The 23,086-nt window shown below is 64.0% G+C and carries 22 protein-coding genes; 2 read left to right on the forward strand and 20 right to left on the reverse strand.

Annotated features, from left to right (window positions below; genetic code table 11):
- Positions 1-84 precede the first annotated feature (84 nt).
- The 3 genes from C7H85_RS08055 to C7H85_RS08065 all read right to left on the reverse strand — a co-directional run bounded on the left by C7H85_RS08055 (position 85) and on the right by C7H85_RS08065 (position 2,167).
- Positions 85-543 carry a regulatory protein RecX gene (locus C7H85_RS08055; protein WP_106729183.1) on the reverse strand — a complete coding sequence of 153 codons (459 nt, stop codon included), beginning with the start codon at positions 541-543 and terminating at the stop codon, positions 85-87.
- A 44-nt stretch (positions 544-587) separates the two neighbouring features.
- The gene (gene recA / locus C7H85_RS08060) at positions 588-1,661 is read right to left on the reverse strand and encodes a recombinase RecA (RefSeq protein ID WP_106729184.1); all 1,074 of its coding nucleotides are present in this window, start codon (positions 1,659-1,661) and stop codon (positions 588-590) included.
- Positions 1,662-1,729: 68 nt separating this feature from the next.
- On the reverse strand, positions 1,730-2,167 hold the full coding sequence (locus C7H85_RS08065) for a CinA family protein (RefSeq protein ID WP_245879619.1): 438 nt from the start codon (positions 2,165-2,167) through the stop codon (positions 1,730-1,732).
- A gap of 191 nt (positions 2,168-2,358) precedes the next feature.
- Between C7H85_RS08065 and mutS the strand changes: the two genes are divergently transcribed.
- Positions 2,359-4,935, forward strand: coding sequence for a DNA mismatch repair protein MutS (mutS, locus tag C7H85_RS08070; RefSeq protein ID WP_425445062.1), 2,577 nt, complete (start codon positions 2,359-2,361; stop codon positions 4,933-4,935).
- Between the two features lie 722 nt (positions 4,936-5,657).
- Here mutS and rpoS read toward each other — a convergent pair.
- From rpoS to C7H85_RS08135, 13 genes are all read right to left on the reverse strand, one after another.
- The gene (gene rpoS / locus C7H85_RS08075) at positions 5,658-6,638 is read right to left on the reverse strand and encodes an RNA polymerase sigma factor RpoS (RefSeq protein ID WP_106729186.1); all 981 of its coding nucleotides are present in this window, start codon (positions 6,636-6,638) and stop codon (positions 5,658-5,660) included.
- Between the two features lie 42 nt (positions 6,639-6,680).
- A complete protein-coding gene (locus C7H85_RS08080; RefSeq protein WP_106729187.1) occupies positions 6,681-7,706 on the reverse strand; it encodes a LysM peptidoglycan-binding domain-containing protein in 1,026 nt (341 codons plus the stop codon).
- Positions 7,706-8,287 (reverse strand): YqaA family protein, encoded by a 582-nt coding sequence (locus C7H85_RS08085; RefSeq protein ID WP_106729188.1) that lies wholly within the window; start codon positions 8,285-8,287, stop codon positions 7,706-7,708. The genes C7H85_RS08080 and C7H85_RS08085 overlap by 1 nt, the downstream gene beginning before the upstream one ends.
- Positions 8,284-8,910 carry a protein-L-isoaspartate(D-aspartate) O-methyltransferase gene (locus C7H85_RS08090; RefSeq protein ID WP_106729189.1) on the reverse strand — a complete coding sequence of 209 codons (627 nt, stop codon included), beginning with the start codon at positions 8,908-8,910 and terminating at the stop codon, positions 8,284-8,286. Before C7H85_RS08090 ends, C7H85_RS08085 begins: the two co-directional genes overlap by 4 nt.
- 3 nt (positions 8,911-8,913) lie before the next feature.
- Positions 8,914-9,660, reverse strand: coding sequence for a 5'/3'-nucleotidase SurE (gene surE / locus C7H85_RS08095; RefSeq protein ID WP_106729190.1), 747 nt, complete (start codon positions 9,658-9,660; stop codon positions 8,914-8,916).
- Positions 9,641-10,681, reverse strand: a complete 1,041-nt coding sequence (gene truD / locus C7H85_RS08100) for a tRNA pseudouridine(13) synthase TruD (protein ID WP_106729191.1) — start codon at positions 10,679-10,681, stop codon at positions 9,641-9,643. Before truD ends, surE begins: the two co-directional genes overlap by 20 nt.
- Positions 10,678-11,154 carry a 2-C-methyl-D-erythritol 2,4-cyclodiphosphate synthase gene (gene ispF / locus C7H85_RS08105; protein ID WP_106729192.1) on the reverse strand — a complete coding sequence of 159 codons (477 nt, stop codon included), beginning with the start codon at positions 11,152-11,154 and terminating at the stop codon, positions 10,678-10,680. The genes truD and ispF overlap by 4 nt, the downstream gene beginning before the upstream one ends.
- The gene (gene ispD, locus C7H85_RS08110; protein WP_106729193.1) at positions 11,151-11,846 is read right to left on the reverse strand and encodes a 2-C-methyl-D-erythritol 4-phosphate cytidylyltransferase; all 696 of its coding nucleotides are present in this window, start codon (positions 11,844-11,846) and stop codon (positions 11,151-11,153) included. The genes ispF and ispD overlap by 4 nt, the downstream gene beginning before the upstream one ends.
- The gene (ftsB, locus tag C7H85_RS08115; protein ID WP_106729194.1) at positions 11,843-12,133 is read right to left on the reverse strand and encodes a cell division protein FtsB; all 291 of its coding nucleotides are present in this window, start codon (positions 12,131-12,133) and stop codon (positions 11,843-11,845) included. Before ftsB ends, ispD begins: the two co-directional genes overlap by 4 nt.
- Positions 12,134-12,237: 104 nt before the next feature.
- Complete coding sequence (gene eno, locus C7H85_RS08120) at positions 12,238-13,539, reverse strand: phosphopyruvate hydratase (protein ID WP_106729195.1); 1,302 nt, start codon at positions 13,537-13,539, stop codon at positions 12,238-12,240.
- Positions 13,540-13,628: 89 nt separating this feature from the next.
- Complete coding sequence (gene pyrG / locus C7H85_RS08125; RefSeq protein WP_106729196.1) at positions 13,629-15,266, reverse strand: glutamine hydrolyzing CTP synthase; 1,638 nt, start codon at positions 15,264-15,266, stop codon at positions 13,629-13,631.
- Positions 15,267-15,674: 408 nt separating this feature from the next.
- Positions 15,675-16,607, reverse strand: a complete 933-nt coding sequence (locus C7H85_RS08130) for an electron transfer flavoprotein subunit alpha/FixB family protein (protein ID WP_106729197.1) — start codon at positions 16,605-16,607, stop codon at positions 15,675-15,677.
- Positions 16,607-17,356: an electron transfer flavoprotein subunit beta/FixA family protein gene (locus C7H85_RS08135; RefSeq protein ID WP_106729198.1), complete on the reverse strand. Its 750-nt coding sequence runs from the start codon at positions 17,354-17,356 to the stop codon at positions 16,607-16,609. The genes C7H85_RS08130 and C7H85_RS08135 overlap by 1 nt, the downstream gene beginning before the upstream one ends.
- Positions 17,357-17,487: 131 nt before the next feature.
- Between C7H85_RS08135 and C7H85_RS08140 the strand changes: the two genes are divergently transcribed.
- On the forward strand, positions 17,488-19,137 hold the full coding sequence (locus C7H85_RS08140; protein WP_106729199.1) for an electron transfer flavoprotein-ubiquinone oxidoreductase: 1,650 nt from the start codon (positions 17,488-17,490) through the stop codon (positions 19,135-19,137).
- Positions 19,138-19,320: 183 nt separating this feature from the next.
- Here the strand turns inward: C7H85_RS08140 and C7H85_RS08145 are convergent, their stop codons facing one another.
- From C7H85_RS08145 to C7H85_RS08160, 4 genes are read right to left on the reverse strand one after another with little or no spacing between them, the layout of a single operon-like run.
- Positions 19,321-20,082, reverse strand: a complete 762-nt coding sequence (locus C7H85_RS08145; protein ID WP_106729405.1) for an SDR family NAD(P)-dependent oxidoreductase — start codon at positions 20,080-20,082, stop codon at positions 19,321-19,323.
- 2 nt (positions 20,083-20,084) lie between these two features.
- Positions 20,085-20,987 (reverse strand): 3-hydroxyisobutyrate dehydrogenase, encoded by a 903-nt coding sequence (gene mmsB, locus C7H85_RS08150; protein ID WP_106729200.1) that lies wholly within the window; start codon positions 20,985-20,987, stop codon positions 20,085-20,087.
- Between the two features lie 13 nt (positions 20,988-21,000).
- The gene (locus tag C7H85_RS08155) at positions 21,001-22,134 is read right to left on the reverse strand and encodes an enoyl-CoA hydratase/isomerase family protein (protein WP_106729201.1); all 1,134 of its coding nucleotides are present in this window, start codon (positions 22,132-22,134) and stop codon (positions 21,001-21,003) included.
- Between the two features lie 9 nt (positions 22,135-22,143).
- Complete coding sequence (locus C7H85_RS08160; protein WP_106729202.1) at positions 22,144-22,920, reverse strand: enoyl-CoA hydratase; 777 nt, start codon at positions 22,918-22,920, stop codon at positions 22,144-22,146.
- Between the last annotated feature and the right edge of the window lie 166 nt (positions 22,921-23,086).

Raw genomic sequence — 23,086 nt, forward strand, 5'->3', positions numbered from 1 at the left:
GGGTTTCATAGGCGTTAACCCGGATAATTTAAAAGGTATCCGGGGCAATGTAAAACGCGCCTTGCGGCGGCAGGAGAGAAAGTGCTATTCGTCGGCCGATTCCAGGGCATAACGGATATGATCGGGGGCAAAACCCCTGGCCTGCAGGTAGCGCATGCGCCGGGCCCGCTCTTTCATGTCCAGCCGCTCGTCGGGACCGAAGCGGGCCCGGTAACACAGCCGGGCCAGTTCGAACCAGTCGGGATCCTCCGCCGCCAGTGCCTGCGCGATCTCCGCCGGGCCGACGCCCTTGCGCTGCAGCTCGGCGCGGATACGCAGGGGGCCGTGCCTTTTCAGCACATGCTGGCGCACCTGCACGGCGGCAAAACGGCTGTCCGCCAGCCAGTGCTGCTGCTCCAGCCGATCCAGCGCCTGCTCGATCCACTCGGGGTCGAATTGACGCTGGCGCAGCTTTTGCGCCAGTTCGCGCCGGCTGTGATCCCGACGAGACAGGAGTCTCAGGGCGCAGTCCCAGAGTTGCTGTGGGGTAAGGTTCGCTTCCATGGTGTGCTGCTAAAACAAAGGCCGGGAATGTCCCGGCCTTTCGGTTAAAAGTCGTCGCCGCCGTCCGGTCCGTCCAGCTCGGCGACGGTTTCATAATCCTTGTCGCCGTTGTCTTCCTTGGCCGCCCCCGGTGCCAGCAGCAACAGCTGACGCAGTTGCTGCTCGATCTCGTCGGAGATGTTCTTGTGTTCGCGCAGGTACTTGATGGAGTTGGCCTTGCCCTGGCCTATCTTGTCGCCCTTGTAGCTGTACCAGGCCCCGGCCTTTTCGATCAGCTTGTGCTTGACGCCCAGCTCGATCAGCTCCCCTTCCTTGGAAATGCCGGCGCCGTACATGATCTGGAATTCGGCCTGCTTGAACGGCGGCGCCACCTTGTTCTTGACCACCTTGACCCGGGTTTCGTTGCCCACCACTTCGTCGCCTTCCTTGATGGAGCCGATACGACGGATGTCGAGGCGCACCGAGGCGTAGAACTTGAGCGCGTTACCGCCGGTGGTGGTTTCGGGGCTGCCGAACATGACGCCGATCTTCATGCGGATCTGGTTGATGAAGATGCACAGGCAGTTGGCGCTCTTGATGTTGCCGGTCAACTTGCGCAGCGCCTGGGACATCAGCCGGGCCTGCAGGCCGACGTGGGAGTCGCCCATTTCGCCTTCGATTTCGGCACGGGGAGTCAGCGCCGCCACCGAGTCGACGATGATGACGTCGACGGCACCGGAGCGCACCAGCATGTCGCAGATCTCCAGCGCCTGTTCACCGGTATCCGGCTGGGACACCAGCAGATCGTCCACATTCACCCCCAACTTGCCCGCGTACACCGGATCCAGCGCATGCTCGGCATCGACGAAGGCACACACCTTGCCCTGGCGCTGTGCCTCGGCAATCACCTGCAGGGTGAGGGTGGTTTTACCGGAAGACTCGGGGCCATAGATCTCGACGATACGGCCGGTCGGCAGGCCACCGATGCCCAGTGCGATGTCCAGCGACAGGGAGCCGGTGGAAATGGCTTCGACATTCAAAGCCTTGTTGTCGCCCAGCCGCATGATGGAGCCTTTGCCAAACTGTTTTTCAATCTGGCCCAGGGCGGCGGCCAAGGCTTTTTCTTTGTTCTGATCCATGAGGTGCTCCGCTGAATTGCTGATGCGTCTTGAAATATAGGTTGAGTATACTGTTTATTCGTACAGTATCAAGTCCGGGTTCCGTGCACCAGGGCCAGGCAGTCCTGCAAGGCCGCCTGGATACTTTGCCGGCGCACGGCGCTCCGGTCACCCTCGAGTTGCAGCCGGCGACAGCTCAGCCGGTCGGCCGGCGCCAGGTAACAAGCCAGCCAGACGGTACCGACCGGTTTTTCCTCGCTGCCGCCACCGGGCCCGGCCACCCCGCTCACCGCCACGCTCAGGGCGCAGCCCGACCTGGCACAGGCGCCCCTGGCCATGGCCTCCACCACGTCTTCACTGACCGCGCCACAACGCTCGATCAGCGCCAGATCCACGCCCAGCATCTCGCTCTTGGCGGCATTGGAGTAGGTGACGAAGCCCCGGTCGAACCAGGCCGAGCTGCCGGCGATATCGGTGAGAGCCGAGGCGATACCGCCGCCGGTACAGGATTCGGCCGTCGCCATCATCCAGCCCCGCACCTGCAATGCCTCGCCCAATTGTCGTGCCAGTGTCGCTTGGTGCAAAGCCGCCTCCCCGGGTCATGTGCTCAAGCCAATATGCTGGTATTATGCCGACCCGGGCCGGCAGCGCCAATGCCAATCGCCCGCGATCCGCCTCAGCAACACACTCATAAAAAGATAAGGTATTGATTTAGATTATGAATCAAGACAAAACCCAGCATACGCCCATGATGCAACAGTATCTTTCGCTCAAGGCGCAGCATCCGGACATTCTGTTGTTCTATCGCATGGGGGATTTTTATGAGCTGTTCTACGACGATGCCAAGAAAGCCTCGCGATTGCTGGATATCTCCCTGACCAAGCGTGGCCAATCGGCCGGCTCGCCCATCCCCATGGCCGGTGTGCCCTACCATGCGGCGGAAAACTACCTGGCCCGGCTGGTACAGCTGGGCGAATCGGTGGCCATCTGCGAGCAGATCGGCGACCCGGCCACCAGCAAGGGGCCGGTAGAGCGGCAGGTAGTGCGCATCGTCACCCCGGGCACCCTGTCCGACGAGGCCCTGCTCGTTGAGCGCCAGGACAACTGCCTGGCGGCCGTCTACCACGACGGTCAGCAGTTCGGCTTCGGCATCCTCGACGTCAGCACCGGACGTTTCGTGATCAACCAGTTCCGGGAAGAAGAGGCGCTAACCGCCGAGCTACAGCGCACCCAGCCCGCCGAACTGCTCTATCCGGAAGGGTTCGGCTGGTTCCCCCTCATCGAGCAGCGCAAGGGACTGCGCCGCCGGCCCGAGTGGGAGTTCGATCTGGGCACCGCCCGTCACCTGCTGTGCCAGCAGTTCGGCACCCGGGATCTGGTCGGCTTCGGGGTAGAGCAGTCCGCCACCGCCCTCTGCGCCGCCGGCTGCCTGCTGCAGTATGTGAAGGATACCCAGCGTACCGCCCTACCCCATATCAACGGCATCCGCCTGGAGCGCGGCCAGGACATGGTGATCATGGACGCCGCCACCCGCCGCAACCTGGAACTGACCCTCAACCTGTCGGGCACGGTGGAGAATACCCTGGCGGAAGTGCTGGACAACACCGCCACCCCCATGGGCAGCCGCCTGCTCAAACGCTGGATCCACCAGCCCAGCCGTAATGCCACCGAGCTCGGCGGACGACAGGAGCTCATCGCCATGCTGATGGAGCAGGGGCGCCACGATGAGCTACGGCCGCTGTTGCGTCAGGTGGGCGACATGGAGCGGGTGCTGGCCCGACTGGCGCTGCGCTCCGCCCGCCCCCGGGATTTGAGCCGGCTGCGCACCGCCCTGCAGGCCCTGCCCGATATTCAGGCAATACTGGCGGAGGCGGCGCCGTCCTGCCTCGACTCCCTGGCGGAGCGGATCGGCCAGTTCCCCGAACTGGCAGAGCTGCTGGAAAGCGCCGTGGTCGACACCCCGCCGGTGCTGATCCGCGACGGTGGTGTGATCCGCGACGGCTTCAGCCCCGAGCTGGATGAGCTGCGCGAGCTGGCCGCCGGCGCCCACCGCTACCTGGAAGAGCTGGAGGCACGGGAAAAAGCCGCCACCGGCATCCATACCCTCAGGGTGGCCTACAACAGGGTGCACGGCTTCTATATCGAGGTGAGTCGCGCCAGTGCCCACCAGGTGCCGGTGCACTACGTGCGCCGCCAGACGCTGAAGAACAACGAACGCTATATCATCCCCGAGCTGAAAGAGTATGAAGACAAGGTGCTCAACGCCCAGAGCAAGGGGCTGGTGCTGGAGAAAAAGCTCTACGAGGCCCTGCTCGACCGGCTGCTGGAGCGGCTGGGGCCGCTGCAGCAAAGTGCCGCGGCGCTGGCACAGGCCGATGTGTTCGCCAACCTGGCGGAACGGGCGGAAAGCCTGGACTACTGCCGGCCGGAGCTCACCGATGACGAGGTGATCGAGATCGAGGAGGGACGCCATCCGGTGGTGGAGCAGGTGATGACGGATCCCTTTATCGCCAACCCGCTCAGCCTCTCGGCCCAACGCAAGATGCTGGTGATCACCGGGCCGAACATGGGGGGAAAATCCACCTATATGCGGCAAACGGCACTGATCGTGCTGATGGCCTATATCGGTTCCTTCGTGCCGGCGCAAAAAGCCAGGATCGGCAAGGTGGACCGCATCTTCACCCGTATCGGCGCCTCCGACGATCTGGCCTCGGGCCGCTCCACCTTTATGGTGGAAATGACCGAAACCGCCAATATCCTCAACAACGCCAGCCGCCACAGCCTGGTGCTGATGGACGAGATCGGCCGCGGCACCAGCACCTACGACGGCCTGGCCCTGGCCTGGGCCTGCGCCGATGCCCTGGCAAACCGGCTGCATGCCTATACCCTGTTCGCCACCCATTATTTCGAGCTGACCGAGCTGGCCGGACTCTGGCCCATGGTCGCCAACGTGCACCTGGACGCGGTGGAGCACCAGGACAGCATCGCCTTTATGCACGCGGTACAGGAAGGCGCCGCCAGCCGTTCCTACGGTCTGCAGGTGGCCGCCCTGGCGGGCGTGCCGAGGGCGGTGCTGGTGCTGGCCAAACAGAAGCTGGCCGAACTGGAGCAGGGCCATCAGCCGCCGGCCAGTCAACCCCGGTCAAAGCGTGATATCCAACCCTCACTGCCCCTGTTCGAGGCCGAGCCGGACCCGGCCCTGGCACTGCTCGATGAATTACAGCCGGATGAGCTGAGCCCGCGCCGGGCCCTGGAGCTGCTGTATCAGATGAAAAAGCTGCGCCAAACGTTATAAGCCGGAAGCCTGACTCTTGGTCACAAGTTTTTGTTGACGTTTGATAAGGCATAAAACATCGGCCAAAGCGCACTACTCCTTCGGCACGCCGTGGGACCTGATACTCGCCATTTCGGCCTGCTGCGAACATTCACTGGGTGTTCGGTCAGGCCGAAATGGCTCGTCACGGCGAGCAAGCTCGCCCCATGGGGGCTCCGCCGCGCCTCTGACCGCCATGGATAGCGGGAATGCCGGAACGGCAGGAGCATTTTCCGGCCCTGGCGCGGAGGGCCGGCTTCGCTGCGCCCTTTGTCCTCCCTATCGCCCCGCTGCCGCCTGTTGGCACCACTATCAGACGGCGTCGGGGCTGGAAAGAGGCAACAGGGATGGCCTCCACCGACCGTCACATGCCAGGGGGCGCGAAGCGCCTTGCACCGGAGGTATTGCCGCGACCGAGTTACCAGTGGCAAGTCGCAGCACGGCGATACCTCCGGTTTCCGCAACATTCGGCATGTGCGAGCCTACATAGACGTACTTGCGGCGTGTCGACGGAGGTGGCCCTGTAGCCTCTTCTCTGCGTTAAATCAGACAGCCGGACTTGCGACTAAGAGTCAGGCCGGAAGCTGCTAGTAGGCTCGCAACTGTCCATTGAGGATAAAAAGAAGACGGCGGAGCTTGTGGCTCCGCCGTCCTGCTTTAACTATCCCGAAAACTATCCCGAACGGCCTGAAGCCGCCTTGCGTTTAATCGCTGTGGAACAGGGTATCGATGGACAACCCCTGCTGGGTCAAGATTTCCTTCAGCCGGCGCAGGGCCTCCACCTGGATCTGCCGTACCCGTTCCCGGGTCAGGCCGATCTCCCGGCCTACGTCTTCCAGGGTAGAGGCTTCGTAGCCGAGCAGGCCGAAGCGCCGGGCCAGCACCTCCCGCTGCTTGGGATTGAGCTCTTCCAGCCAGTGCACCAGGCTCAAGCGCATGTCGTCGTCCTGGGTTTCGGTTTCCGGATCCGTGTCCCGCTCGTCGGTGATCACATCGAGCAGGGCCTTGTCGCCGTCACCACCGATGGGCGTATCCACCGAGCTGATTTTCTCGTTCAGCTTGAGCATGCGCGACACGTCTTCCACGGGCTTGTCCAGCGCCTCGGCAATTTCCTCGGCGGTAGGCTCGTGATCGAGCCGATGCGCCAGCTCGCGGGCGGTGCGCAGGTAGACGTTGAGTTCTTTGACGACGTGGATGGGCAGGCGGATAGTGCGGGTCTGGTTCATGATGGCCCGCTCTATGGTCTGGCGGATCCACCAAGTGGCGTAGGTCGAGAAGCGGAATCCCCGTTCGGGGTCGAACTTCTCCACCGCCCGGATCAGGCCAAGGTTACCCTCTTCGATCAAATCCAGCAGGGCCAGGCCGCGGTTGTTGTAACGGCGGGAAATCTTCACCACCAGCCGCAGGTTGGACTCGATCATCCGCTTGCGGGCGGCCAGATCGCCGCGTAATGCCCGACGGGCATAATGGACTTCCTCTTCCGCCGTCAGCAGCGGAGAAAAACCGATTTCCCCCAAATATAACTGGGTTACATCCAAAGTACGTTGACTGGGTGCGCTGAGGATTTCTTCTTCCTGAATACTCTCCTGCTCTTCATCGCTCTGGGCAGTGCCGATCGTTTCCAGCTCAACATCAGCATCAAAGTCCACGTCTTCGTCGTGGAGCATTTCTTTGCTATGACTCATGGCAGTTCTCCCTAAATCCGGGTACTACCTGACTCCCGGTGTCTATCGCTTTGGCAGATATCGCATCGGATCGACCGATGTTCCCTGGTGTCTGATCTCGAAATGCAACCGGACATCAGTGGTATCACTGCTTCCCATATCCGCTATGTGTTGGCCTGCGCTCACCGCTTGCTGCTCCTTGACCCGGAGCACCTCGTTGTGGGCATAGGCCGACAAGTAATCATCGTTGTGTTTGATGATGATCAGATTGCCGTAACCACGTAGCGCATTCCCTGCGTAAACTACCTTACCGGCGGCAGAAGCCTTGACGGCCTGCCCCCTGCTGCCCCTGATATCAATACCCTTGTTACCGGTTTCGGCCAGTGAGAACCCGGAAATAACCGGGCCCTGAGCCGGCCACCGCCAGACGATAGCGGTATTGACAGCGGCGTTTTTTTGTACTTTCGAATCAGCGTATTCCTTTCCTCGGACCGGCGCAAGGGGCTTGGTCGATTTTATCGGGGTGCTCGTACCAGACAGCTTGCCGGCGCGGCTGGCCCCCTGGGAGGCGGACGGCCGGGCGGCCGGAGAGGGCGATTTGACCTCAGGAACACTCGGTTTGACGACAGGGGAAGAAGCTGGAGATAGCACCGCACGCAGGATCAACGGCTGGCCGACATAGATGCGATAGGGCGGCTTCAGGCCATTGAGGGTGGCCAGATCGGCGACCGACTGCCCGCTTCGGCGGGCAATGGCGCTCAGGGTATCGCCTCTTCGCACCCGGTAGCTCGCCCGCCCCCGGCCCGCCACATCCAGTCGCAGGGTCTGGCCGGGATAAATCTGGTAGGGCGGGCTGATATTATTGTGCCTGGCCAGGGTGGGCACATCGGTGCCGGCCTGCCAGGCGATGGAATAGAGAGTATCCCCCTTGACCACCACATAGCCCTGGCCGCCGGCCTGCATATTGCCACGAGCGTGGCCGCCGGCGCCTACCACCGGCGCCGGGCGGGACGAGGAGCAGGCCGCCAACAGCGCGATCAATACCAGATTGATACACGCCAGCCGGAAAGGATGCCCCCAGCCCCGCATCAGTGTCTCAGCAACAGGTAAGCGGCCACCGCCGCGACGACACAGAGCCAACCCAGGATGTCGATATACTGGATAAGCTTGCGCTCCATCCTGACCCCTCCCCATACCATCAGCCCGGACACCAGGAAGAAGCGCATGCCGCGCCCCACCAGGGAGATGACCACAAAGGGCAGGAACGCCATCTGCAACAAGCCGGCGGTGACGGTAAATACCTTGTAGGGGATGGGGGTAAAGCTGGCGATAAAGATGACCCAGACGCCCCAGTCACTGAACCACTGCTGCGCCAGTAGTATCTTGTCCTGATAGCCCATGGTGTTGATGAAGGGCTCCACCAATGGCTCCCACAGGGCATAACCGAGCAGGTAGCCGAACACCGCCCCCAATACCGAAAACAGGGTGGCCAGGGAGGCGTAGCGCCAGGCCAGCTCCGGCTTGGCCAGGGCCATGGGGGCCAGCATTACATCCACCGGCACCGGCCAGAATATCGACTCGACAAAGCTGGTCATGGACAAATACACCGGGGCGTGCCGGTGCACCGCCCACATCATCACCTGTCGATACAAACGCGAAAATAGTCTCACTCAAGCTCACCTTGAACCAAAGGTACAAAGCGCACCGCTTCAAGCTCGGTACGCGGAAAACTGTCGCCAGTACGTTCGTACAGCCACAGGGTCTGACTGCTTTGGCCAACCGGGATCACCATGCGTCCGCCTTCGGCCAACTGCGCCAGCAGGGCCTGGGGCGTCTGGCTGGCCGCCGCCGTGACCAGAATGGCGTCGAACGGCGCTTTACTGGCCCAGCCCTGCCAGCCATCGCCGTGCTTGGTGGCCACGTTGTGTAAATCCAGCCGCTGCAGCCGGCGCCGGGCCTGATACTGCAGCGCCTTGATCCGTTCGATGGTAAACACCTGCTCGACCAGTTGGGCCAGCACCGCGGTCTGAAAACCCGAGCCGGTCCCGATTTCCAGCACCCGCCCCGGCTGCCGGGACAACAGGATTTCCGTCATCCGCGCCACTATATAGGGCTGGGAAATGGTCTGGCCGAAGCCGATGGGCAGGGCACTGTTTTCCCAGGCCTTGTGGGCCATGGCTTCATCGACGAACTGCGCTCTCGGAAGACGGGCGATCGCCTGCAACACCCGTTCATCCTTGATTCCCTGCTGCTGCAGCTGACGATAGAGCTGCTGTCCTGCTAACGTAAGCACACGTTACTCCACTTCTTTTATCCAATCGGCCAGCGCCGCCATCTGGCTATAGGCGGTCATGTCAATGGTGAGCGGGGTAATGGAAACGAAGCCCCGTTCCACCGCATCGAAGTCGGTCCCCTCCCCCGCATCCTGCTTGGCACCGGGAGGGCCTATCCAGTAGATGGGCCGCCCCCGGGGATCGAATTCTTTCAGTACCGCCTCGGAGCGGTGACGATTACCCAAACGAGTCACTTTGATACCCCGAATCTCCGCCAGGGGCAAGTCGGGCACGTTGACGTTGAGGATCTGGTTGGCCGACAGCGGCGCCCGCAGCAATCCCTGCACCAGTTGGGAGGCGAAGTGCGCCGCGGTGTCGAAGTACCGGTGGCCGCACAGGGACACCGCCACCGCCGGCAGGCCCAGGTGGCGGCCCTCGGTGGCGGCCGCCACGGTACCGGAATAGAGCACGTCATCGCCCAGGTTGGCGCCGTGGTTGATGCCGGCCACCACCATGTCCGGATCCGGATCCAGCAGGCTGTTGACCGCCCAGTGCACACAGTCGGTAGGCGTGCCCTTGACCGAATAGAAACCGGACTCATCGAGCTGGTCGGCCCGCAGCGGTACCTCCAGGGTCAGGGAATGGCTGGCACCGCTGCGATTGCGATCCGGCGCCACCGTCACCACCTCGGCAAACTCCGCCAGTACCCGGCTCAGGGTACGAATACCCAGGGCATTCACCCCGTCGTCATTACTCACTAATATCTTCATCAAACTCGCTATCCTTGATCAGCTCCCGCACCACACTGGTGGCATAGCTGCCCGCCGGCAGCCAGAACGACAACCGCAACACCTGTTCCTGCCGTTGCCAGTCCATCCGTTCCGGCTTCAGCAGCAGCGCCCGCCGCTCCTGCTTGAGGCCATTGGCCTCCAGCCCGGCGCACAGCTCGTCCTGCCCCGCCAGCGCCGCCAGTTCCAGCTCGGCTGCGGCCTCCTGGCTCGGTAGCCGCCCGCGCCCCCACAGGGGCGCGCTCGGGCGAATATCGCCAGTGGCGAAGCGTGCCAGCATGACTTCGTCGAGGGGGTTGTCCTCACCCAGGGTAAAGAAGGACTGGCTGCCGGCCAGCATCACGCAGTCACCGTCCAACAGCTGTTCCCCCAGGCCGGCCACCAGACGATGGCTGGCGGCCAGGTTGAACAGATAGCTACGGGCGGAAGACAGGAACAGCGACCGCTTGTTGCGATCCTTGATGCGGCGGCCGCCGAACATGGCCCTGGCCTGCTCCAGGTTGCCGTAGTCCCGGCCGAAGCGCTGATCCCCATAATAATTAGGCACCCCGCGGGCGGCAATGGCCGCCAGGCGGGCGTCCAGATCGCCTTCGCCTTCCAGTCCGGTGATCCTGAGCTCGAACCAGTTGCCCCTGAGGGCGCCGGTCTTCAGCTTTTTATGGTGGCGGGCAATGGCCAGGATCTGGACATCGTCGTTTTCCAGGGGGGAGAAATCCGGCATATCCTTGCCCGGTAGGTGGACGCCGAACCACTGCTCGGTGACCGCGTGCCTGTCCTTCAACCCGGCCCAGGTCACGTCCCGCTGGGCTACCCCGGCCAGCCGGGCCAACTCGCGCGCCACCCATTGGGTATTCTGGCCCCGCTTGCGCACATGCAGCAGAATATGTTCGCCTTCACCGCCGGGCTCGAACCCCAGGTCCTCGCGCACGATAAAATCTTCGGGCGCCGCCTTCAGGCGGCCGCGATAGTCCGGTTGTCCGTGCAGATAATGCCAGTTGTTCATGCTGTTACCAGTAACACCACGGCTTCGGCCGCGATGCCCTCTTTGCGGCCGACAAAGCCGAGTTGTTCGGTGGTGGTCGCCTTGACGTTGACCCGGCCGACCTCCGTCTCCAGATCGGCGGCGATATTAGCCGCCATGGCGCCGATAAAAGGCGCCAGCCTGGGCGCCTGGGCCAGCACGGTGACGTCGGCGTTGCCGAGCACAAAGCCGGCCTGCCTGACTCGTTTGAACACGTCGCGCAGCAGGATGCGGCTGTCGATACCGGCATAGGCCGCATCCGTATCCGGGAAGTGGCGGCCGATATCGCCGGCGCCGATGGCCCCGAGCAGGGCGTCACAGAGGGCGTGCAGGACCACGTCCCCGTCCGAATGGGCCAGCAGCCCCTGCGGGTAGGGCACCGCCACGCCGGCCAGGATACAGGGCCCCTCGCCGCCAAATTTATGCACGTCAAAACCGTGCCCGATTCGCATCATGTCTCGCTCTCTATCATCTGCTGCAGAAAAAACGCCGCCAGCGCCAGATCTTCCGGCCGGGTAATCTTGATATTGTCGCCCCGTCCTTCCACCAGGCGGGGGTGGAAGCCGGCCCACTCCATGGCCGAGGCTTCGTCGGTAATGGCCAGTCCCTGGCGCAGTGCCGCGCTCAGGGCCCGGCGCAACGGCCCGGTGGCAAAGCACTGGGGCGTGAGCGCATGCCACAGCTCGTCCCGCGACACGCTCTCCATGATGGCGCCCCGGCCATCGCCCCGCTTCATGGTATCCCGCACCCGGCACGCCAGTATGGCCCCTTGCGGCTGATCCGCCGCCGTCAGCAGCGCATCCAGATCACACCGGTGCAGGCAGGGTCGGGCCGCGTCGTGCACCAGCACCCGGCCGGTATCGACCCGGGCCAGGGCGTTGAGCACCGAATCGGCCCGTTCCCGGCCACCGATCACCCGCTCGATCCTGGTATCCCGGGCGATGGCCAGCGTGGGAAACCACTCATCCTGCTCCCCCGTGGCCACCACAATCCTGGTGATGGCGGGGTGTTCCAGCAGCCGGCTCAGGGTATGTTCGAGCACCGTCCTGCCCGCCAGCGGCAGGTACTGCTTGGGAATGTCCGCGGCCATGCGCTTGCCCACGCCGGCCGCCGGCACTATCGCCGTCAAGGGCGTCCAGGCGTTCATCGCCGGGGCATATCCTGCGCAGGCAGCAGCCGGTAGAAGGTTTCCCCGGGCTTGATCATGCCGAGATCGTTGCGGGCCAGCTCTTCCACCGCCGCCAGGCCGCTATTGAGATCTTCGATTTCCCGGTAAAGCAGGGCGTTGCGCGCCACCAACTGCTCGTTATCCGTCATCTGACGGGCGACACTGGCCCTGGCTTCGTGGTATTCGGCCAAACCGTTTTTCCCCCACCACAGGTGGTATTGCAGGGTGCCTAACAGGGCGAGCAGTATCAACGTCAGGGTGCGCATCGGTCCTCCTAAGTAGCGCGCTAGTTTCCCATATTCGCGGCGCGAACAAAAGAAACCCCGCGCGAGGCGGGGTTTCGATATCACGACAGGATGAAAAGCGGGGCTCAGGCCTGGCCTTTCACCTCGGCCAGACCGCGGTAGGGGGCCTTGGCACCCAGCTCTTCCTCGATGCGGATCAGTTGGTTGTACTTGGCGATACGGTCGGAACGGCTCATGGAGCCGGTCTTGATCTGGCCGGCGCAGGTACCTACCGCCAGGTCGGCGATGGTGGCGTCTTCGGTCTCGCCGGAACGGTGGGAGATGACGGCGGTGTAGCCGGCGTCCTTGGCCATCTTGATGGCGTTCAGGGTCTCGGTCAGGGAGCCGATCTGGTTGAACTTGATCAGGATGGAGTTGGCGATGCCCTTGTCGATACCTTCCTTCAGGATCTTGGTGTTGGTCACGAACAGGTCGTCACCCACCAGCTGGATCTTGTCGCCCAGCACCTGGGTCTGGTAGGCGAAGCCGTCCCAGTCGGACTCGTCCAGGCCATCTTCGATGGAGACGATCGGGTACTGCTTGGTCAGCTCTTCCAGGTAATGGGTGAACTCCTGGGAAGAGAACACCTTGCCTTCGCCCTTCAGGTTGTAGTTGCCCTTTTCCTTGTCGAAGAACTCGGAAGCGGCACAGTCCATGGCCAGGGTCACATCCTGGCCCAGCACGTAGCCGGCTTTTTCCACGGCTTCCTTGATGGCGGCCAGGGCGGCGGCGTTGGACTCCAGGTCGGGAGCGAAGCCACCCTCGTCACCCACCGCGGTGGACAGGCCTTTGGCCTTCAGCACCTTGGCCAGGTTGTGGAACACCTCGGCGCCGATACGCAGGGCTTCCTTGATGTTCTTGGCGCCGACCGGCTGGATCATGAACTCCTGGATGTCGACGTTGTTGTCGGCGTGCTCGCCGCCGTTGATGATATTCATCATCGGCAGCGGCATGGAGAACTGGCCGGCGGTGCCGTTCAGCTCGGCGATCCAGGCGTACAGGGGCATTCCCTTGGCGGCGGCGGCGGCCTTGGCGGTGGCCAGGGACACGGCCAGGATGGCGTTGGCACCCAGGCTGGCCTTGTTCTCGGTGCCGTCCAGGTCGATCATGATCTGGTCAATCTCGGCCTGCTGGGTGGCATCCTTGCCGGCGAGGGCGGCGGCGATCTTGTCGTTGATATTGGCTACGGCAACCTGTACACCCTTGCCCAGGAAGCGGGACTTGTCGCCGTCACGCAGTTCCAGCGCTTCGCGGGAGCCGGTGGAGGCACCGGACGGCGCCGCGGCGCGGCCCATGAAACCGCCTTCCAGGTAAACGTCGGCTTCAACGGTGGGGTTGCCGCGGGAGTCGATGATTTCGCGACCGATCACTTTAACGATCTTTGCCATTCTCTCTTTCCTCTTGAGTTAAAAAAGTAAAACGAAACAAAGCACTATAAAAATACGGCCAAGCCAGGTGGCTCAGCCGCAGGATCAGGTTATTCCAGTTCACCCTGTTGGTACTGGCCCGCCGCCTTCACAAAGCCGGCGAACAGGCCGTGGCCGTCGCGGGGCGTGGAGGTGAACTCGGGGTGGAACTGGGCCGCCACGAACCAGGGGTGATCCGGGTTCTCGATGATTTCCACCAGCTTCTTGTCGGCGGAACGGCCGGTCACTTTCAGGCCCGACGCTTCGATCTTGGGCAGCAGCCGGTTGTTGACTTCATAGCGGTGGCGGTGACGTTCGTAGATGGTGTCGGAGCCGTACAGGGCATGCACCCTGGAGCCCGGCTCCAGGTGGCACAGCTGGGCGCCCAGGCGCATGGTGCCGCCCAGATCGGACTGCTCGTCGCGCACCTCCACCCTGCCCTCTTCATCCACCCACTCGGTGATCAGACCCACCACCGGGTAGGGGCTCTGCTTGTCGAACTCGGAGGAATGGGCGCCTTCCAGGCCGGCCACGTTGCGGGCGTATTCGATCAGTGCCACCTGCATCCCCAAACAGATGCCGAGGTAGGGCACGCGGTTTTCCCGGGCATAGCGGGCCGCCATGATCTTGCCCTCGACCCCGCGTTCGCCGAAGCCGCCGGGCACCAGGATGGCGTCCAGGCCCTCGAGCAGGCCCAGGCCCTTGCTTTCCAGATCCTGGGAGTCGATGTATTTGATGTTGACGGTGAGCCGGTTCTTCAGGCCGCCGTGCTTGAGCGCCTCGTTGACCGACTTGTAGGCATCGGGCAGCTCGACGTACTTGCCCACCATGCCGATGGTCACTTCCCCCACCGGATTGGCTTCTTCGTAGATCACCTGTTCCCACTCGGACAGATCCGACGGCGGGCACTCCAGGGCGAAGCGCCGGACCACCAGCTCGTCCAGCCCCTGGGAACGCAGCAGCGCCGGGATCTTGTAGATGGAGTCCACGTCCTTCAGGGAAATAACGGCCTTTTCGGACACGTTGCAGAACAGGGCAATCTTGGCGCGCTCGTTGGGCGGAATGGCCCGGTCGCTGCGGCAAATAAGGATATCGGGCTGGATGCCGATGGACAGCAGTTCCTTCACCGAGTGCTGGGTCGGCTTGGTCTTCACCTCGCCGGCCGCCGCCATATAGGGCACCAGGGTCAGGTGCATAAACAGGGTGTTTTCCCGGCCCACTTCCACCGCCAGCTGACGCAGCGCCTCGAGGAACGGCAGCGATTCGATATCGCCGACGGTGCCGCCGACTTCCACGATGGCGACCTGATGCCCTTCGGCACCGGCGATCACCCTGTCCTTGATGGCGTTGGTGATATGGGGGATCACCTGGATGGTGGCACCCAGGTAGTCGCCGCGTCGTTCCTTGCGCAGCACGTCCGCATAGATACGGCCGGTGGTGAAATTGTTGCGGCGGGTCATCTTGGTACGGATGAAACGCTCGTAATGGCCTAGATCCAGATCGGTTTCGGCACCGTCGTCAGTCACGAAGACTTCACCGTGCTGGGTCGGGCTCATGGTTCCCGGATCCACGTTGATGTAGGGATCCAGCTTCATAATGGTCACATTAAGACCGCGAGCCTCGAGGATGGCCGCCAGGGAGCCGGCCGCAATGCCTTTACCCAAGGAGGACACTACCCCACCAGTAACAAAAATATATTTAGTCGTCATGCTGAACCTGAAGAAAGCTAGGGAACGAATGAAATGTGGAATTCAAGACGGGGTCATAGTATACGCAAGATGCCCGATAACGACAATGAAACAATCCCCGGGCGGTCCCGGTGACGCCGTGCCTGATTCCGCATTCGAACCTGCTGCCAGCGGCAGACTGGTGGGCACTATAACGTCTTATGTAGTTTTATTACAACAAAATGTAACAACCAAAACTTGACGCCGATCAGATAAAACGACACTCGCCCGAAGGCCTGTCCGGGCTCTGGTGTACCCGGCCAAAGATCGCCAGTGTCGCCAGCTGATACGGCTATCAAACCACAGCGGGGTATGTAAAGAGGCAACAGGGATTGCCTCTTTACTGAGTCGTAACAGATGAAGACACGTCACAAAGACCTTAAACAGCTTCTATGGCGCCAGCTGCCTTTCCAGCTCGGGCAGCACATCGAACAGGTCCGCCACCAGGCCGTAGTCCGCCACCTGGAAGATGGGCGCCTCCCCATCCTTGTTGATGGCGACGATCACTCTGGAGTCCTTCATCCCCGCCAGGTGCTGGATGGCACCGGACAGGCCCACCGCGATATAGAGCTCGGGGGCCACTATCTTGCCGGTCTGGCCCACCTGCATGTCGTTGGCGGCAAACCCCGCGTCCACCGCCGCCCGGCTGGCGCCCACCGCCGCCCCCAGCTTGTCCGCCAGCCGCTCCAGCAAGGCAAAGTTCTCCTTCGAGCCCAGGCCCCGGCCACCGGAGATCACTACCCGGGCCGCGGTGAGCTCGGGCCGCGCGCTCTCGGCCAGGGCGTCAGTCACGAAGCGGCTGCCGCCGGGCTCGGCCGGGTGCGCCAGCTCCACCACCGGTGCCGGGTCGGGGCCGGCGGTCACCGCCTCGAAGGCGGTGGCGCGAATGGTCAGGACCTTGATCGGATCCAGCGAGCGGACGGTGGCGATGGCATTGCCCGCATAGATGGGCCGCACGAAGGTATCCTCCGCCTCGATGGCGATGATATCCGCCACCATGCCCACGTCGAGCAGCGCCGCCACCCTCGGCATCAGGTTCTTGCCGAAGGTGGTGGCCGGGGCCAGCAGGTGGCTGTAGTCACCGGCCAGGCTGGTCACCAGGGCGGCGCAGGGTTCGGCCAGCTGATGCGCATACCCCGCCTCGTCCGCCAGCAATACTTGTCTGACCCCCAGTGCCGTACCGGCCTCGGCCGCCGCCCGGCACCCCTGGCCCATCACCAGCAGATCCGTCTCCCCGTCCAATCGGGCGGCGGCGGCCAGGGCATGGAGGCTGGCCGGCTTCAGGCCCTCGGCATCGTGTTCCGCAATCACCAGCGTCGTCATCAGATCACCTTTGCTTCGTGCTTGAGTTTGTCCACCAGCTCGGCCACGTCGGCCACCTTGATGCCGGCCTGGCGCACCGGCGGCGGCGTCACCTTCAGTAACTGGGAATGAACCCTGGGCGTGACCCCGAGTGCGTCCGCGGTCAGGGTTTCCAGGGGTTTCTGTTTGGCCTTCATGATATTGGGCAGGGAGGCATAGCGCGGCTCGTTGAGCCTGAGATCCGTGGTCACCACCGCCGGCAGGGCCAGCGCCAGGGTCTGCAGGCCGCCGTCCACTTCCCGGGTGACCAGGAGTTCGTCGTTTTCCCGTTCAATGTGCGAGGCGAAGGTGGCCTGGGGCCAGCCGTTGAGTGCCGCCAGCATCTGCCCCACCTGGTTGTTGTCGGTGTCGATGGACTGCTTGCCGAGCAGCACCAGCCCGGGCTGTTCCCGCTCGCACAAGCTGGCCAGCAGCCTGGCCACGGTGAGCGGCTCGGGGAAGTCATCGGCCTGCACCAGCACCGCCCGATCAGCCCCCAGCGCCAGCGCCGCGCGCAGCTGCTCCTGGGCCGCCGCGGGGCCGACGGACACGGCCACTACCTCCGACACCCAGCCCTTTTCCTTCATCCGCACCGCTTCCTCCACCGCGATTTCGCAGAAGGGGTTGGCCGCCATCTTGACGTTGGCCAGATCCACCCCGCTCTGATCGGCCTTGACCCGGATCTTGACGTGATAGTCGATCACCCGTTTTATCGTAACCAGCACCTTCATGGCGGCTCCCGGATGTTGTCGGATTTGAGTTAATACTAATCCATGGCCGGGGATCCTGCCGTTTTAACGGTTTGTTAAATACCGCAACCAATACAATACTTTAGCCATGTACCCCAGGTTCGGAGCCGGAAATGGAAAGGGAGTCGATGGAATTTGACGTGGTCATAGTAGGCGCCGGCCCTGCCGGCCTGAGCGCCGCCTGCCGGCTGATGCAGCAGGCCGCGGCCCGGGGCCTGACGCTCAGTGTCTGCGTGGTGGAAAAGGGCGCCGAAGTCGGCGCCCATCTCCTCTCCGGTGCCCTGCTGGAGCCCCGGGCCCTAGACGAACTCTTCCCCGACTGGCGGGAGCGGGGCGCGCCCGTGCATACCCGGGTCATCGACGACCGGCTCTACATGCTGAGCAGCGAACGGGGCGGTATCGAGCTGCCCCCCGCCCTGGTGCCCGCCCCCCTGCACAACGAGGACAACTTTATCGTGAGCCTGGGCAACCTGTGCCGCTGGCTGGCGGCCCAGGCCGAGCAGTTGGGCGTGGCCGTCTTTCCCGGTTTCGCCGCCCAGGCACCGCTCTACGCGGAAGATGGCGCCGTCTGTGGCATCCTGACCGGCGACATGGGGCTGGCGGCGGACGGCAGCCCCAAGGCCAGTCACGTGCCGGGCATGGAACTGCACGCCAGGTACACCCTGTTCGCCGAGGGTTGCCGCGGCCATATCGGCAAGGAGCTGATCGCCCGTTTCGGCCTGGACCGGGGCCGGGATCCCCAGCATTACGCCATCGGCATCAAGGAGCTGTGGCAGCTCGCCCCCGAACGCCACCGGCCGGGTCTGGTGCTGCACGGCAGCGGCTGGCCGTTGCAGGAAGACAGCGGTGGCGGCTTTTTCCTCTACCACGGCGACGACGGCCAGGCGGCGGTGGGGCTTATCGTGGATCTCAACTACCGCAACCCCCACCTCAGCCCCTTCGACGAGTTCCAGCGGCTCAAGCATCATCCGCTGCTGGCCCGCCATCTGTATGACGGCAAGCGGCTGGCCTACGGCGCCCGGGCCATCACCAAGGGCGGCCTGAACTCGCTGCCGCGCATGGTGATGCCCGGCGCCCTGCTGCTGGGCTGCGACGCCGGTACCCTGAGCGGGGCCAAGATCAAGGGCATCCACACCGCCATGAAATCCGGCATGCTGGCCGCCGAGGCGGTGGTGCAGGCCCTGGCGTCGGGGGATCCGGGGGGGCGGGAGCTCACCAACTTCGCCTCCGCCTTCAGGGATTCCTGGCTATACCGGGAGCTGGATCAGGGCCGCAATTTCATCCCCGCCCTGCACAAACTGGGGCCCTGGCTGGGCGGCGCCTTCAACGTCCTCAACCACAACTGGCTGGGTGGGCGGCTGCCCCTCACCCTGCACGACAAGACGCCGGATCACACCACCCTGGCCCCGGCGGCGAAGTGCCGCAAGCCGGATTATCCCAGGCCGGACGGCCGGCTCTCCTTCGACAGGCTGTCGTCGGTCTACCTGGCCAACACCGGCCACGACGAAGACCAGCCCTGCCATCTGCAGTTGCTCGATCCGGAGATACCCTTGCGGGACAACCTGCCCCGTTACGACGAGCCGGCCCAGCGCTATTGTCCGGCGGGGGTCTACGAGGTGGTGGAGCAGGAAGGCGAGCCCCGCTTCCAGATCAATGCCGCCAATTGTGTGCACTGCAAAACCTGCGACATCAAGGATCCGGCCCAGAATATCCGCTGGGTGCCGCCGGAAGGGGGCAGCGGCCCCAACTATCCCAATATGTAGCCATAAAAAAAACCCTGAAGGCAGTGATTCCGTCACCATGGGGAACCATTGCGTTCAGGGATATGACAGTCGTTATTATGTTTGAGTTGATTCGCTCTGTTAACGCAGGCAGGCACGTCCGTTGCTGTGCGTTGCAAAAAACTTTACCCCCACCGGGGCATCCGGACAAGCTAGACTTTAGTCCTACAGCCGCAGGCCGCCGTCCATTTCCAGCATGCGGCCGTGGAAGTAGTCGTTTTCGATGATGTACTGCAGGCTGTGCATCAGCTCCTCGACCTGCGCCAGGCGTCCCAGGGGAATGTTGCGGGTGATGCGTTCCATCGCCTCGGGCTTCATCTGGGCGGTCATGGCGGTGGCGATCACCCCGGGGGCGATGCCCGCCACCCGGATGCCGTAGCGGCTGAGCTCGCCGGCCCAGCACACCACCAACGCCGCCACCCCCGCCTTGGTGGCGGAATAGTTGCTCTGGCCCCGGTTGCCGGCCCGGGCCACCGAGGAAATGTTGACGATAAGGCCGCCCTGGCCCCGCTCGGCCATGATCGCCGCCGCCTCCCGGCCGCACAGGAAGGTACCGGTAAGGTTGACGTCCACCACCTGCTGCCACTGCTGCAGGCTCATCCTGCCGGCAAGCTTGCCCTCCTCCAGCTTGACCAGCAAGGCGTCGCGCATCAGGCCGGCGTTGTTGACCAGCACGTCCAGCCCACCCAGCTCCCGCACGATATGACCGAAGCTGTCCGCCACCTGTCGCTCGTCGGCGATATCGCACAGGTGCACCGCCACCCGGGCCCCGGTGGCGGCCACCAGCTCGCCGCTGTTGGCCAGATCCTGCTCGTTGTTGTCGATAAGCGCCAGGCTGGCGCCCTGGCGCGCCAGCTGCCGGGCCATGACCTGCCCCAGGCCCCGGCCGGCCCCGGTGATCACCACCACCTTTTCCCTGATATCCATGGTCATTCGCCTCCCTTCCGCTGCTCAAACATCCGGAACAGGCTGGAAAAGTCGAGGCCGCCGTGGCCCGCCACCTGGTGCAGGTTGAACAATGCCTTGGCGGCGGCACCCATCGGCACCGGCGAGCCGCTGTCCCGGCTGAGATCCATGGCGATGTTCAGATCCTTGCACATCAGATTGACCAGGAAGCCGCCCTGATAACCACGGGCCGCCGGCACGTTTTCCATCACCCCCGGCACCGGGTTGTAGAGTTGCAGCGCCCAGTTGTTGCCCGAGCTTTGCTTGATGATCTCCGACAGTACCTTGGGGTCGAGGCCGCTGTTGATGCCCATGTTGAGCGCCTCGCAGGTCCCCGCCATCAGCACCGCCAGCAGCATGTTGTTGCAGGCCTTGGCCATCTGGCCGGCACCGTGGGGGCCGGCGTGGAACACGTTCTTGCCCATCTGGCGCAGCACCGGCTCGGCCCGGGCGAACTGGGCCTCGGCTCCGCCGACGATAAAGGTGAGGGTGCCGGCCTGGGCCCCGGCCACGCCGCCGGACACGGGGGCATCTACAAAGTCCAGCCCATGGGCCGCGGCCCGCTCGGCCGTGGCCTTGGCGGTAGTCGCATCGATGGTGGAGCAATCGATCACCAGGGTGCCCGGCGCCAGCCGCTGGAACAACGGCTCGGGGCCGCTCAGGTAGAGCGAGTCCACCTGGCGGCCGCTTTGCAGCATGGAGATCACCACCTGCGCCTGCTTCACCACCTCGGTGGCGCTGGTTTCCGGAATACAGCCGGTACCGGCGGCCCGGCTGACCGCCTCGGGCTGCAGATCGAACACCTGCACCCGGTGCCCGGCCTTGACCAGGTTGGCGGCCATCGGGCCACCCATGTTGCCCAATCCGATAAATGCAATGGTTGCCATGGTGTTACCTCCGTTACAGATCCTGCAGTGGGTTCCGGGGCCAGGGCGGGGAGAACAGAGCGGCCAGCAGCGCCTCGTCCACCTCGTCCAGGCGCTTGAATGTCCAGTCGGGGTTGTTGTCCTTGTCGACAAGCCGGGCTCGCACCCCTTCGGCGAACTCCCGATATCGGCACAGCTGCACCGACAGCGCCAGCTCCCGGCGGAACACCTCGGCCAGGGAACAATGCCGGCAGCGGCGCAGTTGCTCCGCTATCACCCGGATGGCCAGCGGGCTGCCCGCCGCCAGCCCCTGCCGGGCCCGCTCGAACCAGGGAGAGCCGATGCCCGCCTCGAGGATGGCCACCACCCGGTCCGCCAGACGGTCCCGGTCCAGCAGCCGGCGAATGGCGTCCTGGTGCTCCCGCAGGGGCGAGGGCTGGTCGGCGAAGGCGCCGGCCGAGGCCGCTTCCAGTTGTCGCAGCACCAAGCCCACCGCCGCCGCGGGCGCCTGCCAGTCGGCCACCTCCCGCAGGCGGGGCAGCAGCTCGGTCCTTTGGCTCTCGGCGATGGCCCTGTTGGCCAGCCCCAGCCAGAGGCTGTCTTTGGCGTTCAACTGGCAGCCGGTGAGGGCGATGAATTCGCCCAGCCCCGGCGGCAGGCGGTTGAGGAACCAGCTGCCGCCCACGTCCGGATAGAGGGCGATGGTCACTTCCGGCATCGCCAGCCGGCTGCTTTCGGTAACGATGCGCTGATGACTGCCACTGAACAGCCCCAGGCCACCGCCCATCACGATGCCGCCGCCCCAGCAGATCACCGGCTTGGGGTAACCATGCAGCAAATAATCCAGCCGGTATTCCTGCTCGAAAAAGCGCGCCGCCGGCTCGGGCACCGGCCCCAGGCCCAGGTCATCCAGGGGGCCTGCCGTGCGGGCCGAGGTGATGGCCCGGTACAGCCCCACCACATCGCCGCCGGCGCAGAAAGCCCTGCTGCCGGTACCTTCCAGCAGCACCGCCACCAGCCCTTCGTCCTGCCGCCAAGTGGAGAGTTGGGGCAGCATCCGTTCTATCATCTCCAGACTCAGGGCATTGAGGCTGCGCTCATTGTCGAGCACCAGCCGGCCGATACGCCGGCCGCCACCCGTGGCATGCTCTTCGATTATCAGGCTCATAGAGTCTCCTTAACGGTTGCGCCATTGGGGCGGGCGTTTCTCCAGGAAGGCGTTGACCCCTTCCCGCTGATCCTCGGTGTCGAACAAATCCACGAATTCCTCCCGCTCCCGGATATAGCCCTGCTCCAGGGGCCGGCGGCGGGCCGACTGGATCAATCGCTTGCAGGCGGCCAGCGACGAGGGGCTCTGCTGCTCCGCCTGGCGGGCCAGCGCCAGGGCCCGGTCGAGGGCCTGTCCCTGCGGCACCACCTCCTCCACCAGGCCGATGGCCAGGGCCCGTTCGGCATCCAGCCGCTCGCCGCAGAGGATAAGCCGCTTGGCCCAGCCCTCGCCCACCAGCCAGGTCAGGTTCTGGGTGCCGCCGGCACAGGGCAGCAGCCCCACCTTGGCCTCGGGCAGGGCCATCACCGCCTGCCGGCCGGCCACGCGCAGATCGCAGGCCAGGGCCGCCTCCAGGCCGCCGCCCATGGCGTAACCGTCGATGGCGGCGATGGACAGGCCGCGAAACCGGCTCAGGGCTTCGAAGGCCTCGCCGAAGCGCCGCGCCATCTCCCGCGCCACCGCCCTGTCGCCGTCGGCGAACAGCTTGAGATCGGCCCCGGCGGAAAAGAACCTGTCCCCCGCCCCGGTCAGCACCAGGCTCCAGATCTCCCGGTCGTCGTTCAGTTTTGCCACCAGCTCGGCCAGGGCCGAGAGGCTTGCCGCCGTCCAGGTATTGGCGGGCGGGTTGTCCATGGTCAGGATGGCGGTATGGTCTTGTTGTTCAAAACGAATAGCGGTGGTCATGGGTGCACCTCTCTATGACTATGGCCAGTGGTGATAAAGCTCCGGGAACAGCTATGACACAGACGCCGCCCATGCCCAAAAGGAGAACAAAGGGGGCCGAGGAGCCGACCGTGACATGCCAGGGATGGCATGTCCGAGCCCACATGGACGTGCTTGTAGCGTGTCG

Source organism: Zobellella endophytica (assembly GCF_003012775.1).
Taxonomy (GTDB): Bacteria; Pseudomonadota; Gammaproteobacteria; order Enterobacterales; family Aeromonadaceae; genus Oceanimonas; species Oceanimonas endophytica.